Below are 13,574 nucleotides of genomic sequence, written 5' to 3'. Positions count from 1 at the left end.
GTGGAAGGTTTAAACAACAAGTTAAAGCTGATTAAACGCAAAGCTTATGGATTTCGTAATTTCTGCAACTTTGAGCTTAGGAGTCAGCTTTCTATGATTTTTTCAGATTGATTCTGCATCTTAAGTTCGGAAGAGCCAGAATTTCTTCTGGCATAATTCCCAAACGCCACAAACCGACAATGGCTCGGACTGAGGTACGAGTTCCAGTTACGATCGGCTCTCCGCCCAAAATTTCAGCGTTGCGCGTCACGTATCTCGAGAGCGTTTCGGAAGACATAATTCAAAGCTCGATCGCACAATATATCTTCCAGCATAGCAGGATTTAAAGAACTCAGTCGAAATAAGACCCCGGCATCTCCAAGACACCGGGGTTCTGGTTCCGTTTCTCACTGTTTCAACAATTTCTTCGCCTTTTGCCAAAAGGCTTCTAACTCCTCCAACGAATACTCCGAAAGGGGGCGATCGCACGCCGCTTCAACCTTGGCAAATCGCTCTAAAAACCGATGGTTCGTCCCATGTAACGCCGCTTCTGGGTCGAGGTCGTACCACCGCGCCAAATTAATAATAACAAACAACAAATCCCCCAACTCTTCCTGTTGGCGTTCCTGACTTTCGTGACGTAACGCTTGGTGAAACTCATCGAGTTCTTCGTGAAACTTATCCCAAACACCCTCAACGTTCTCCCATTCAAACCCCACAGCGGCAGCTTTCTTAGAAATCTTCATCCCCGCCGTCAGCGGCGGTAACGTGCGAGCGTAACGAGTTAATTTCGAGGTCAGTGTCGGTTGAGATTCCCCCTTTTCCTCGGCTTTGATTTTCTCCCAATTCTGTCGAACTTCCCCAGAAGTATTCGCTTCCACATCGGCGAAAACATGGGGGTGACGACGAATCAGTTTTTCGGCGATGCCATCTGTCACCTCTGCCAGGGTAAAATGACCGTATTCTCGGGCAATTTGCGCCTGTAACACCACTTGTAACAGCAAATCGCCCAATTCTTCGGCGATCGCATCGCTGTCGCCACAACGAATCGCGTCTACCGCTTCGTAAGCTTCTTCGATGATGTAGGGAATCAGACTTTCTGGGGTTTGTTCCAAATCCCAGGGACATCCTCCGTCGGGATCGCGCAGTTTGGCGACGACTTCGACGAGGCGCTGTAAGGCTTGCAACGTGGCGGTTTCTGGAGTCAGCGAATCGGACATGAGGTCGAGTGCGAAACAACTTCGCCGATCGTACCGCGATCGCGAATGACTTGCGATCGAATGTAACTATGGTGTATGATAGGACTTCACTGGGCGGTTAGCTCAGCGGTAGAGCGCCTGCCTTACAAGCAGGATGTCACTGGTTCGATCCCAGTACCGCCCATTTTTGAATTGAATAGGATAGCAAAAGCTAAAACCCCGGTGGCATCCGGATCGATCGCTCCCCAGGACGGCCGTACCAATCGAAGGGATCGATCCGTTCCATTCGTTGCTCCCGTCGCCACTGACGCTCTAACTCCCGATTCATCACCTCGGCTTCTTCGGCTTCTTCGGTTTCCCGTTCTTCGATGTAATCCTCCATCAACTTCTGAACCCGAGCCTGAACTTGCGCGTATTCCTCAACTCCCTCGTAAGCATAGCGGTTGTAACCGTTCTCCACGATGAGCGTTTCGAGATACTGAATCCGATCCTCGGTGTCGGGGTGCGTCGAAATCCAAGCGGGAATTGACGGCGAATCGTCCCGTTCGTGCAGTTCCACCATCACGTTCCACAACCCGTCGGCGGCGTATCCCGACGTGGCGAGAATTCGTGTTCCTAAGATATCGGCTTGTCGCTCTTGGTCGCGACTGTAATCGAAAAACATTAAATTGTTGAGAATCCCCCCAGCGTAGGGAACTAACCCCACGACGTTTCCGAACATCGTGGCGTCCACCATCCGTTGAAATCCGTGAGAGAGAACCGCGTGAGACAATTCGTGAGCCAATAACCCCGCCAGTTCTGCTTCTGATTCCATCGCCAAAATCGCTCCGGCGTGAATAAAGATTTTTCCGCCGGGAAGGGCGAAGGCGTTGACGTTCTCGTCGAGAATCACGTAAAACTCGTAATCCATGTCCCGCCCCGTCAAATCGGCCAGGCGATCGCCGATATCGTTGACGTAATCGGTCACTCGAACATCTTCGACGAGGGGAAGCTGTTCCTGGGCGACTTCGACGAATTTCTCTCCGACGGTGTCTTCCCCTTGTAGCAGTAGCAACGCCAGTTGTAACGTCGGGATGGCCGCGAAAGGCGAACCCGTCGCGAATACACTCAACGCCCCAGTGAAAACTGAGGCGATCGCACTTTCTCGCAAGTCCGCTCGTAAATCCCGTTGGAATTCTTTAAACATTTCGTCGGCGAAACCCCGGAAATTGTCCGCCCTCGAATGTTCGGGAAGCAACAGCGAAAACTGACGGGCGGCGATGGAGGCTTCGAGCCATTTTTCGGCGTCGGCGAGATGGTAGATATAGGTTTCGACGAGTTGCGCTTCGGTGGGATACATCGACGCCGCCCGTTCGAGAACGTCGAGGGCTTCTTCGGGGCGATCGCGATCGCGCAACACGGCCGCTAACCTTAAATAACCGGGGATAAATTCGGGATGTTCTTCGATGAGGAGTTCGAGGGGGACGAAAATGCGCGTTTCGAGTCCCTGTTCGATTCCAGCAGTCGATTCGCGCCAGTATACCGCTCCGGCCGGAGAGAGTAAATCTGGGTCGGAAAACGGTACGGCTCGCGGCCTGAATTCGCCGATGTCTATAGAAAACGGTGGCTTGACTTGGCGATACAGGGCTTCGGCGTCGGTATAATTTCCAGAGAGGTACAGGCGATCGGCTTCGAGAAGAATTTGCAGGCGATCGATATCCGGTGCAAAACTCGATAGGGGATCGTCTTCGTCCTCGGTTGGGTCGGTTGTTGCTTTGGGAATGTTTCCCTCGCCGCGATCGCCCTCTATTTCCCAACGGTCGGGTTCTGATTCGGCGGGAGCGGCACGTTCTTCGCTGGGCGTTTCGATATCGGACGCCTCGGGGATCTCGGGAGTGTTTTTCGTTTCAGAACGAGAAAACTTGAGGGTTTTCGTCAATCGAACCGTTGGCGAGATAGCGTAAACTTCGCTAGGGAACCCCCCGAGAGAAAGAAGACTTCCCAACGCGATGAGGGGCAGTTTTTTTAAAGGGTGCATCGCCTTAACCGAATGGGAATTGTTATCTCGATCGTTGCCTTTAATTTAACAAACGAATTGGATGGCGTTTCGAGGACGGCGATACTCCCCAAACTCTCCACTCGACGTTCTGTCATCGAGTTGCAATTTCGAGGCATTTGACAAGACTTTTTTAGAAAAATTTTAAAAAAATTTAGATTTTGTTACAAACAACACGAAACACCCATAATTATTACGGTGTAGGGGCGATCGAGCTTGTCGATCGCCCCTCATACTGTTAATATTGGTAAAGAATATAAAAATTTGGGAAACATTAGCTGCTATGGGTCGCGTTGGCGTTTTGCTCCTGAACTTAGGAGGTCCGGACAAGCTCGAAGACGTCCGACCTTTTCTCTATAACCTGTTCTCCGATCCCGAAATTATCCGCTTACCGTTTCCGTGGTTGCAGAAACCGCTGGCGTGGTTGATTTCGAGTATGCGATCGCAAAAATCCCAAGAGAACTACCGAGAGATCGGTGGCGGATCGCCCCTGCGTCGCATCACGGAAGAACAAGCCAACGCCCTGCAAGCGAGCCTGGAGCAGCGAGGATACGACAGCCGCGTTTTCGTAGGAATGCGGTACTGGCATCCGTTTACCGAAGAAGCGATCGCCCAAATTCACGGTGACGATCTCGACAAACTCGTCATTCTGCCCCTGTACCCTCAGTTTTCCATCAGTACCAGCGGTTCGAGCTTCCGCCTCCTCGAAAAACTTTGGGAAGACGACCCCCAATTACAAAAAGTCGACTATACCGTCGTTCCCTCATGGTACGACCGACCGGGCTACTTACGAGCAATGGCCGATCTGATCGCCAAAGAACTCGATCGACTCCCCGATCCCGATCGCGCCCACATTTTCTTTAGCGCCCACGGCGTCCCCCGCAGCTACGTCGAAGAAGCAGGCGACCCCTACCAACAAGAAATCGAAGCTTGCACCGAGGCGATCGTCGAGACGCTCGGCCGCCCCAACGACTACACCTTAGCCTATCAAAGCCGCGTCGGCCCGGTGGAATGGCTGCAACCCTACACTGAGGATGCGATCGCCGAACTGGCCGAAAAAGGCGTCGAAACCCTCGTTGTCGTTCCCATCAGCTTCGTCTCCGAACATATCGAAACCCTGCAAGAAATCGATATGGAATATCGCGAACTGGCTGAAGAAGCAGGAATCCACAACTTCCACCGCGTCCCCGCCCTCAACACGCACCCGATGTTCGTCGAAGACTTAGCAGATTTAGTCGTCGAAGCCGCCAACGCTCCCAACCTCACTTTCGATGGCGTCATGCACCCCCCCAAACAAACCAAATTCTACCCGCCCGAACGCTGGGAATGGGGATTGACTATCTCGGCGGAACGGTGGAACGGTCGTTTGGCTATGTTGGGCTTTTTGGCCTTAATGGCGGAACTGATTACTGGATACGGACCGCTGCATTTCGTGGGCATTTTATAGAAAATGCAATATAAACGTAGGGTCGTTGCATACAGCGACCCTACAGGGTTGCGGGTTAAATTTTTCACCACAGAGACACAGAGGACACAGAGGGGATTGTCGATGGAGTCGCCAACTTAACGAACCGTCAACTCGTACCGTCCTCGTCCGGTGTTATCGTAAGCGTTTACCCAGACGAAATAGGTTCCCGTATAGGGCAATCGTACCTGTAACGCCGAGTTGGTGTTCCCCGGTCCAATATCGTCGTTTTGCGCGATGGGTCGAACCGCTTCGCTCAACAGCAACAGATACGTATCGAAGTCGGGACTTTCGAGAGTAACCGTCACCGTTTGTCCCTCCCGTCCCTCAAAGCGACAGACATCGTACAAACTCCCGTCTTCTGGGAGGACTAAGTCCCCAGCTTGCAGCTGACCTCGTTCCTGTAACAGCAGGTTTCCCGTTGGAGGAGACGGTGCGACGTTACGATCGCCGCTGTTGAGACTGAGGCGATAGCGTCCGGACTCCCCCCCTTGATTGGAGTTTGCCAAGAGGATGTAGCGTCCGGTTTCCGGTAGGCGAACGTGGATTCGGGCATTACGATTTCCGCCGCCGTTGTTATCTTGGGCGACATCGCTGCCGTTGGGGCCGAGTAGAATCAGGTAGGGATCGAACTCCAAGGACGACATCGCCAGCGTCACCGTTTGGCCGGCGTTTCCTTCAAACATATAAGCGTCGAAATAGCTGTTATCGACGGGGAGGACGTTGTCGCCGTTGCCGAGTTCTCCGTCGACCGGCGGGTCGTTGAGTGCCAAGGTTTGGGGAAGTTGGGAACCCGGAAGCCGACTGCCGATTTGGGGCGTCGTCGCCACGCGGTTGTCGCCGACCGAAGCCAGGAACGATCGCACGTCGCGAACGGGAATGGCGAAGCCGATGCCGATATTGCCTCCTTCGCGGCCGAGGGTGAAAATCGCCGTATTGACTCCTACCATTTCGGCGTCCGAGTTGAGTAGCGGTCCGCCGGAGTTTCCGGGGTTGATGGCCGCGTCCGTTTGAATCGTGCCGTCGTTGGGGTCGATGCGGCTGACAATACCGACAGTGAAGGTATTTTCAAAGCCGAAGGGACTGCCGATAGCAAAGGCTCGCTGTCCCACCTGTACGGAGTCGATCGGAGCGATGTCGATGGTGGGGAGGTTGCGAGCGTTACGAATTTGTAAGGCAGCTAAGTCTTGACCGCTGGGGTCGAAGCCGATGACGTCGGCGACGTATTCCCGACCGTCGGCCAGACGGACGGTGACGGTGCGTCCGGCGTTGGCGACGACGTGAGAGTTAGTCAGAACGAGACCGTCAGAGGTGACGATGCTGCCGCTTCCGGTTCCCTCTCCGGCGACGATGGCGACGACGGCGGGACTGGCTTCTTCGTAGACGCGAATGTTCGTCCGCTCGTCTTCATCTTGAGCGAGGGCAGGTCGAGGGGCCAAGGGAGTCGGCGACGCGATCGCGACCGTGGCGAGTCCGGCTGCGAGAAGGCTCGAGGCAGCGAAACGGAGAAGTCGAGAAGTCATGGTTAACGGGGAGGCGTCGGTAAATCGAGAGGTTGACCCGAACGGTTGTAGACGAGGATATCCCATTGACCGTTGAGGTTAGCTTCAAAGGCGATCGTCTTGCCGTCGTCGCTGATACTGGGATTGCGAACGGTGGCGTTGAGGCTGTCGGTGACGTTCCGCAGTTGGCGGATTTCGCGATCGTAAAGGAAAATCCCCGATCGCCCTTGACGGTTGCCCGCAAACACAATGTACCGCCCGTCGGCCGAGACGTCGGGATGTTCGGCCACCGTTGCCAGGGAGTTTAACCCTGGTATAGCAATGGTACGTTGGGTTTGCAAGTCGTATAGGTAAATATCCTGGCGTTTTTCCCGCTCCGACACGAACACGATGTACCGTCCGGCGATGTCCGGGTTCGTTTCCGCGGCCGGAGAGTTCAAACTGCGTCCGCCGGGATCGAAGGGGGTGTTGAGGAGGCGAGGATACGCCGCACACCCGCTCGAAACGGCTGCGATCGCCATCGTCATCAACCAGGTTCGGAATTTCACAAAAAAATTCGTCGAGATAGTTCCATTGTGGCGTTTTTTTGGCATCTTGCGCCAAGGCTGTGACGCTGTTTTAACTGCCATTGGGTCGATCGAGTTCGATACCGGGCCCGCGATCGATAATTTCGATGTCCCACTGTCCCCGCCGTCCCGTCTCGAACACCACGTATCGCCCGTCGGAACTGATGTTGGGGTTGCGAACCCAGCCGCGATAACCCCCCGTGAGGACTTGGGTGCGTTGGGTGATGCGATCGTACAGCTCGATTTCCGGACGGCCGCGATCGCTAGCCACGTAGACTAAATAGCGCCCCGTATAGCTGAGACTGGGGGTTTCGGCGATCGCGTCCTTGCGGTTGAGTCGGGGCAACTGCGCGAACTGCTTACGTTGGAGGTCGTACAGCAAAATACTGCGGGTTCCGTCCCGGTTGGAAACGAACGCCAAAAAACGCCCGTCTCCACTCATGGCGGGCTGTTCGTCCGTGTAATAGCTGTTGAGGGCGACGGGGAGTTGGGGGCGACTCGTCGGGGTACAACTGCCGAGTCCTAAGACGGCGATTCCGAGTCCGATTCGCGTCCCCAACCGTCTCAGCCAGTCTTTGACGGGTCTTGTCTGCGCCTCTTGCGTTCCTGCCAACGTTCCTCGCGACTATCGATCGAACTGACTGGAATTGTCTTCTTCGAGTTCGTCGTCGTAGGGATTGTAATCGCTCGCCACGTCCGGTTCCCCGAAATCGTCGAAGTCGTCCACAGGCGGTTTCGGCGTGCGACTCGTCGGAGGACGACGACGGGGTTCCTCATCGAAATCCGGGTTAACGTCTGCATCGCGGGGCGAACTCGAGGGTTTGGGCGGTTCGTACTCTTCGTAAGTCGCCGTGGTCACGTCCGGCTCGTCTTGGGGCGGACGGGAGGGCGATCGCCCGTAACTCGAAGTGTAGTCGTCGTCCGCTAACGTGGCTTCGACTTCCGTACTCGGTCGCGTCGGGCGCGGTTGAGACGGTCGCGGACGGCGGGATGGCGAAGGACTCGTACCAGACGGGCGACTCGGCGGACGGCGAGACGGGCGACTCGGTGGACGGTTGACATCGCTGTATCCCGCATCACCCCAGGTATCGTCGTTTAAATTCACCGGGGGACGGCCGCCAGAACTCGGGGGACGGCGACGAGGGGGTTTGCGCGTCGTATCCGATGGCGGACGGCGACCGCTGCTTCCAGAACTGCGCCGCGTCGGGGGGCGTCGAGGTTCGTCTTCGTAGCCATAGGACTCCCGAGGCGATCGGCGATCGCGACTCCCCGGAATGCGACGATTGGGCGGATAAGGTTCGTAGGGTTCGATTTCCTCGAACTCCGCTTCGTACTCGTAAGCTTGATAGTCGGGGCTGACTTCCCGTTCTTCGTCCACAATGGGCGTGTTGCGTTTCGCCTGTTGCGTGACGATCCCGCGCAAACGAATGCTTTCGACGGCGAAGAATACCGCCGATCCCGTCATCAGAAACTGACCGAATTGAAGAATGGGGTCGAGACGCCATCCTTGGAAAAACAAAATCCCACCGCACAGCAAGGCCACGGCGGCGAAGAAAATATCGTGATCGCGAGCGAGATTAGGACGCGTCGATCGCAGCAGGTACAGCGCCACGCCACAGATCACCAGGGCAATGCCCATTAAACTGCCCCACCCGAAGCCGTAAGCGACTTGGGCGAGGACGGGTCGAACGCTCGTTACGTGCAGCAGGCCGCGACCGCCTAATGCGATGTTTACCATTAGCCTCTCTCCTACATCAGTCTCATCTTAGCGATTTACACAGACAATCTCCAAGGCGAGCGACGTTCTCAAATGAGAAGCAACAATGCCCACCGTCAGCTTGTCGAGCCTGCTGCTGACGCCAACTCGTAAGAACGCCGAATTAAGAGCGGCGAACTTTATCTTGTTGGCTCAGGAAAACTAGCGCCACCGTCGCCGGAATGACAACGATAACGGCTCCAGCAATCAGGCTATAGAAAAAGTTCATCAAAGAGGGGGTCATAAAACGCGCTTCCTCAAACGATACAAAATAATTCTTTACTAAGTTTAACGATTTGAGGCACGCTTGGAAAGACAGTTTCCGCCGAACCGCTCTCGAACTGCTAGGTTAGGGCGCTTTGACTGTCTCGACAGGGATCGATCGCCCCGAGAGCGAGATACAATAGAGTTCAGAAATTAGTTACAAAGCTTAATAATTGAAAGCGATCGAATGAGTACCCTAAACCTCGTCAGTTTGAGCCTGAGCGTTCTCTTAGGCTTAACTATCCTCCTAATGATTATCCGCATCGTTCTCACCTGGTATCCCCAAGCAGAACTGCAAAAATTCCCCTTCAGTCTGGTGGCGATTCCCACCGAACCCTTCCTCGCCCCCACCCGCAAAATTATTCCGCCTCTCGGGGGGGTTGACATTTCGCCCATTATATGGGTTGGGATTTTTAGCCTAATTCGCGAAATTCTCCTCGGTCAACAAGGGTTGTTGACGATGATGCGGTAGTTCGGCCGGGGAGAAGGGGAGAGAGGGAGAGGGGGAGAAATTGTGAACTGAAAACTGTCCCCACTGCTCACTGCTTACTGCTCGCTGTAAAAGCGGTGCGTGACGCGGTAAGACAACATTAACCGGATTTCAGCCACATTTTCCGGCCGCGTCACGGCACCCTACTACTGTTCACTGTTTTTCTCCATCCACTTTTCGACGAAGTTGGTGTACACCGTACCTTCGAGGAATTCGGGGGTTTCCATAATCTTTTGGTGGAAGCCGATGGTGGTGGGGATTCCCGTGACGGCACATTCTCGGAGGGCGCGACGCATCCGAGCGATCGCCCGTTCGCGAGTCGGTCCCCAAACGATGAGTTTGCCGATCAGCGAATCGTAATAGGGGGGAATTTCGTAATCCGTGTAAACGTGGGAGTCCACGCGCACGCCGACGCCGCCAGGGGGCAAATAACCGCTGATGCGTCCGGGGTGGGGGCGGAAATTGCGATCGGGATCTTCGGCGTTGATACGACATTCGATCGCGTGTCCCCGCAACTCCACCTCGCCCTGAGTCACGGGCAGCTTTTCCCCTTGAGCCACCTTAATTTGAGCCGCGATTAAGTCCAACCCGCAAATGGCTTCCGTGACCGGGTGTTCGACCTGAATTCGGGTGTTCATCTCCATAAAGTAGAAATTTTCCGACGCATCGAGGAGAAATTCCACCGTTCCCGCCCCGACGTAATTAATCGCTTTGGCGACTTTGACCGCTGCCTTACCCATTTTCTGACGTAATTTCGGATCGAGTGCGGGACTGGGGGCTTCTTCGAGGAGTTTTTGATGTCGCCGCTGAATCGAACAATCCCGTTCGCCCAAGTGGACTACGTTTCCGAATTGGTCTGCCAGAATTTGAAACTCGATGTGGCGGGGGCGTTCGATGAACTTCTCCATATAAATGCCAGGATCGCCGAACGCGGCTTCAGCTTCCCCTTGGGCCGCCATAAACAGTTTCGGTAAGTCCTCAGCATTGCGAACCAGGCGCATTCCGCGTCCGCCCCCCCCAGCAGTGGCTTTAATCATCACCGGATAGCCGATTTTTTCAGCCAGAGCCAGGGCTTCGCGATCGTCGCGGAGTAAACCGTCGCTCCCCGGAACCGTGGGGACGCCGATGCGATTCATGGTTTCGCGGGCGGTGGATTTGTCCCCCATCTGTCGCATGGAGTCGGGAGAGGGCCCGATAAAGGCGATTTGGTGATCGGCACAGATTTCGGCAAATCGAGCGTTTTCGGCGAGGAAACCGTAACCGGGGTGAATGGCGGTGGCGTTGCGCGTCAGGGCTGCCGAGATGATGTTGGGGATGTTGAGATAGCTTTTGTTGCTCGACGGTTCGCCAATGCAGACGGCTTCGTCTGCAAGTTGGACGTGGAGGGCGTGGCGATCGACCGTGGAGTACACCGCAACGGTTGCAATGCCCATCTCCTCGCAGGTACGGAGGATGCGAAGGGCGATTTCTCCTCGATTGGCAATGAGAATTTTCGAGAACTGCATCTTTGAGTGTCTAGGGGCAATGCGGGGATTTCGGAAGCCGGATCGGACGCGACGAAAAAATTTTCCGAAAATAGTGACAATTAACTCGTCGCTATGTTAAGTTACCATAGTGCGGTTAAAAAACGTTAACCGCGCAGATACCACGCGGATGTGGTGGAATTGGTAGACACGCACGCTTGAGGGGCGTGTGGAGCAATCCTTGCGAGTTCGAGTCTCGCCATCCGCATTGTTCGACTTGCTGTCGAAATGAGTATAGAGAAGAGGGGTAGCCACGAGCTGCCTCTCTTTTTTTGTATCCTTGTCAAAACCAGCAATCCGTGTGCGATCGTGGCGATCGCTTGGAGCAAGCACGGACAATATCGAGTTCTCATAGACGATTCCCTCGCCGTGAAGATTCCCAGAAAGTCATCGTTCTGAGCTTTCACCATCCCCGTAAGCGTCCTTTGACTGCGTTTGCGATCGAGCCATAACCCAAGATCGCCCCATACTCAAAACGCAGTCAACCCTGTTCGAGGCAGCATTGCAGGGGATTTTGGAGACTCTCGAGGTGACAGAATCCGATGGAAGCGGGGGTGTGGGGATTCGACTTCGTCGCCGTTCGATAATTTCGGGCGGATCTCTGTTTCTCAAATATTAACTGGTGGCGATCGATCTGAGGTGTTTTCCTCGCTCTCGGGTACGAATCGGTTCGTGAGGACGTTGAAGGGTGGCTTCGTGCGGGAGAGGAAATGTAAGATGATTCTAAATGCGATCGTCCATCCGATTCGATCTTCCCATCGTGTGAATTCCTTGTGTCATATTGGATCGTTAATGGTAATAGAATAGAGAAAATGGTCGATCGAAATTCAGACTAAATTCTATCGGGTACTTTAAAATTTGTATCTATTTCGGATGTCTGCATCAAGCAAATGTTACTCTAATACGATATTAGATAGTATGGATATAAAAGCTAACCTATGAATGCCGAAGAATTCATTAAACGATGTGAAGCGGGAGAAAAGGACTTTAGGGGAATTTCTTTGCGAGAATTTGATTTGCTAGAGAAAGTTGCTCGATTAAAAGAAGCCGGAAAAATCTCTCAATCTTTTCGTATTAATACTCAAGGATTTATTTTTAAAAATGCAGAGTTGTTAGGAGTAAACTTTTACGGAACTAATTTATATAAGGCAAACTTTCGAGGTGCAAATCTAAAAGGATCGATTTTTCAATGTTATCTAGACCGAGTAAACTTTGAAAATGCCGATCTTAGAAGAGCCTGTTTAGCGGGAACGAGCTTGTACAATGTCAACTTGCGTCAAGCAAATTTGGAAAGTGCAAATCTAAAAAGTTCAAATTTTGAAAATGTTGATTTTTGGAAGGCAAACTTAAGGTGTGCCGATCTTAGGTTTTCTAAATTAAGTCAAGCTATTAACTTGCAAACAGCCGAACTAGAAGGCGCTTACTTTGGGTTCTTCGTACTAGATCGCTTCCGCGATCTATCTTATTATTTAAATCACGATCTCAATGAATTTGGCGAGGCTCATCGAAAACGGCAAAAACTATTAGAAGAATATGATGCGGGAAAAAGAGATTTTAGCAAGGCTAATTTAAGCAGAGTCAACTTGAGTGATGTAAATTTAAAAGACATCACATTGCGTTTTGCAGATCTTCGGCAATCTAATTTGTCGAATAGTAATTTACAAAGAGCTAACTTAAGTCATGCTTGTTTGACTGAATCAGACTTAAGCAATAGCAACCTTGAAAAAGCCAGCTTATCATATGCAGATCTGTCAGGATCGACGTTACGGGATACAAAACTCAAAGAAGCCACGTTAGATTGTGCGCGATTAGATGTCGCTGATTTATATCGAGTGGATGCGATTGGAGCCAATATGGATTCAACTTCTTTTGTTGGAGCAAATTTGACTGAAGCGAATTTAAGAGGAGTTACACTAAGAGATGCGGATTTAAGGGGAGTCGATTTAGTTCGTGCCAATTTAGTACTTGCTAATTTAAGTCATACGAACTTATGTGAAGCTGATTTATCACAGGCAAATTTAAACTATGCTAACCTGACTCGTACGAATTGTTCTAAAACAACGCTTACTCTTACACAGTTAGAACATACTAATTTAGTAGAAGCTGATTTTAGTAGCTCGAACTTTCCATCCGCTGATACACTTGGAGCAATGGGCTGGAAAACAATTACTTCAAATGGAAACATGACTAAGACAGATGCCTCGTACGAATTGTTCTAAATCAAAACTTACTTTGACACAATTGGAATTTACTGATTTAATAGAAACTGATTTCAGTGATTCAATAGACTTTAAAACGGCTGATAAATCTGTAGCAATTGGCTGGAAAATAATCACACCAGATAGAAAAATAACCAAAACAAACAATTTTTATTTGTAAATTCATAAAATTGCTTGAGGTTAAAACAAAGGTAGTGCTGCACTCTAATGATGCTGTTCAGTCAAAATCCTTGCCACGGAAGGATTTAAGCATCCAAATAGCATTACTTTCATCACTACCCAAAAACTGTCCCAATCGCTCCCGTTCCGGCGTCGATTTCGACAAACTCATCCGCAGCTCTGTATCGTGGAACTCCACACGCCAGAAATTTCTACCAAGATCCGTCGCAGTGCTCCGCCCATAGCCGAGGGCTTGGGGGGTGGTGAAGCGACGGGAGGGAGTAGTTCGCTTAAGCCTAGGAAACAAATATTTATTTTCTAAGCTAAGATAGTTTCATGCTAAACCTGATGTGGGAATTCAAGCTAGAGCCAACGGCGGAGCAGGTTTCAGACATCGAACACATTTTAGATGTGTGC

Annotated in this window: 12 protein-coding genes, 2 tRNA genes and 2 pseudogenes; 7 read left to right on the top strand and 9 right to left on the bottom strand. The window is 52.2% G+C overall.

Annotated features, from left to right (window positions below):
- Nucleotides 1-111, top strand: a 111-nt coding sequence (locus POG22_RS10260; protein WP_498903168.1) for a transposase, incomplete at its 5' end; no start/stop codon positions are given.
- A 10-nt stretch (nt 112-121) separates the two neighbouring features.
- Here the strand turns inward: POG22_RS10260 and POG22_RS10255 are convergent.
- Together POG22_RS10255 and mazG are read right to left on the bottom strand one after the other, a co-directional pair.
- Nucleotides 122-277 (bottom strand): annotated as a pseudogene (locus POG22_RS10255) (DUF433 domain-containing protein); the annotation flags it as partial.
- Nucleotides 278-386: 109 nt separating this feature from the next.
- On the bottom strand, nt 387-1,199 hold the full coding sequence (gene mazG, locus POG22_RS10250; RefSeq protein ID WP_498905115.1) for a nucleoside triphosphate pyrophosphohydrolase: 813 nt from the start codon (nt 1,197-1,199) through the stop codon (nt 387-389).
- Between the two features lie 91 nt (nt 1,200-1,290).
- On the opposite strand from mazG, the gene POG22_RS10245 reads away from it, so the two are divergent.
- Nucleotides 1,291-1,362: transfer RNA gene (locus POG22_RS10245), tRNA-Val, on the top strand.
- A gap of 27 nt (nt 1,363-1,389) precedes the next feature.
- Here the strand turns inward: POG22_RS10245 and POG22_RS10240 are convergent.
- Nucleotides 1,390-3,195, bottom strand: coding sequence for a M48 family metallopeptidase (locus tag POG22_RS10240; protein WP_498905113.1), 1,806 nt, complete (start codon nt 3,193-3,195; stop codon nt 1,390-1,392).
- A gap of 301 nt (nt 3,196-3,496) precedes the next feature.
- On the opposite strand from POG22_RS10240, the gene hemH reads away from it, so the two are divergent.
- On the top strand, nt 3,497-4,660 hold the full coding sequence (gene hemH / locus POG22_RS10235) for a ferrochelatase (protein WP_063716559.1): 1,164 nt from the start codon (nt 3,497-3,499) through the stop codon (nt 4,658-4,660).
- 116 nt (nt 4,661-4,776) lie between these two features.
- Here the strand turns inward: hemH and POG22_RS10230 are convergent, their stop codons facing one another.
- The 5 genes from POG22_RS10230 to psbX form a co-directional block, all read right to left on the bottom strand.
- A complete protein-coding gene (locus POG22_RS10230) occupies nt 4,777-6,201 on the bottom strand; it encodes a trypsin-like peptidase domain-containing protein (protein ID WP_498905112.1) in 1,425 nt (474 codons plus the stop codon).
- Nucleotides 6,202-6,203: 2 nt separating this feature from the next.
- A complete protein-coding gene (locus tag POG22_RS10225) occupies nt 6,204-6,707 on the bottom strand; it encodes a TolB family protein (RefSeq protein WP_063716560.1) in 504 nt (167 codons plus the stop codon).
- Between the two features lie 91 nt (nt 6,708-6,798).
- A complete protein-coding gene (locus POG22_RS10220; protein ID WP_017661332.1) occupies nt 6,799-7,359 on the bottom strand; it encodes a TolB family protein in 561 nt (186 codons plus the stop codon).
- Between the two features lie 12 nt (nt 7,360-7,371).
- Nucleotides 7,372-8,484, bottom strand: coding sequence for a Ycf66 family protein (locus POG22_RS10215; protein WP_063716561.1), 1,113 nt, complete (start codon nt 8,482-8,484; stop codon nt 7,372-7,374).
- A 142-nt stretch (nt 8,485-8,626) separates the two neighbouring features.
- The gene (psbX, locus tag POG22_RS10210) at nt 8,627-8,746 is read right to left on the bottom strand and encodes a photosystem II reaction center X protein (protein ID WP_017661334.1); all 120 of its coding nucleotides are present in this window, start codon (nt 8,744-8,746) and stop codon (nt 8,627-8,629) included.
- A gap of 207 nt (nt 8,747-8,953) precedes the next feature.
- On the opposite strand from psbX, the gene POG22_RS10205 reads away from it, so the two are divergent.
- Nucleotides 8,954-9,238, top strand: coding sequence for a YggT family protein (locus POG22_RS10205; RefSeq protein WP_017661335.1), 285 nt, complete (start codon nt 8,954-8,956; stop codon nt 9,236-9,238).
- Between the two features lie 164 nt (nt 9,239-9,402).
- Here POG22_RS10205 and accC read toward each other — a convergent pair whose 3' ends face one another.
- On the bottom strand, nt 9,403-10,761 hold the full coding sequence (gene accC, locus POG22_RS10200) for an acetyl-CoA carboxylase biotin carboxylase subunit (RefSeq protein WP_498905110.1): 1,359 nt from the start codon (nt 10,759-10,761) through the stop codon (nt 9,403-9,405).
- A gap of 144 nt (nt 10,762-10,905) precedes the next feature.
- Between accC and POG22_RS10195 the strand changes: the two genes are divergently transcribed.
- The 3 genes and pseudogenes from POG22_RS10195 to POG22_RS10185 all read left to right on the top strand — a co-directional run.
- Nucleotides 10,906-10,987, top strand: a tRNA-Leu gene (locus POG22_RS10195).
- Between the two features lie 730 nt (nt 10,988-11,717).
- On the top strand, nt 11,718-12,998 hold the full coding sequence (locus POG22_RS10190) for a pentapeptide repeat-containing protein (protein ID WP_498905108.1): 1,281 nt from the start codon (nt 11,718-11,720) through the stop codon (nt 12,996-12,998).
- Nucleotides 12,999-13,493: 495 nt separating this feature from the next.
- Nucleotides 13,494-13,574: pseudogene (locus POG22_RS10185) on the top strand (RNA-guided endonuclease TnpB family protein); the annotation flags it as partial.

Source organism: Geitlerinema sp. CS-897, from assembly GCF_028368005.1.
GTDB classification, from domain to species: Bacteria; Cyanobacteriota; Cyanobacteriia; order Cyanobacteriales; family Geitlerinemataceae; genus Baaleninema; species Baaleninema simplex.
The sequence above is the reverse complement of the archived record's forward strand: the minus strand, read 5'-3'. Positions and strand labels throughout refer to the sequence as shown.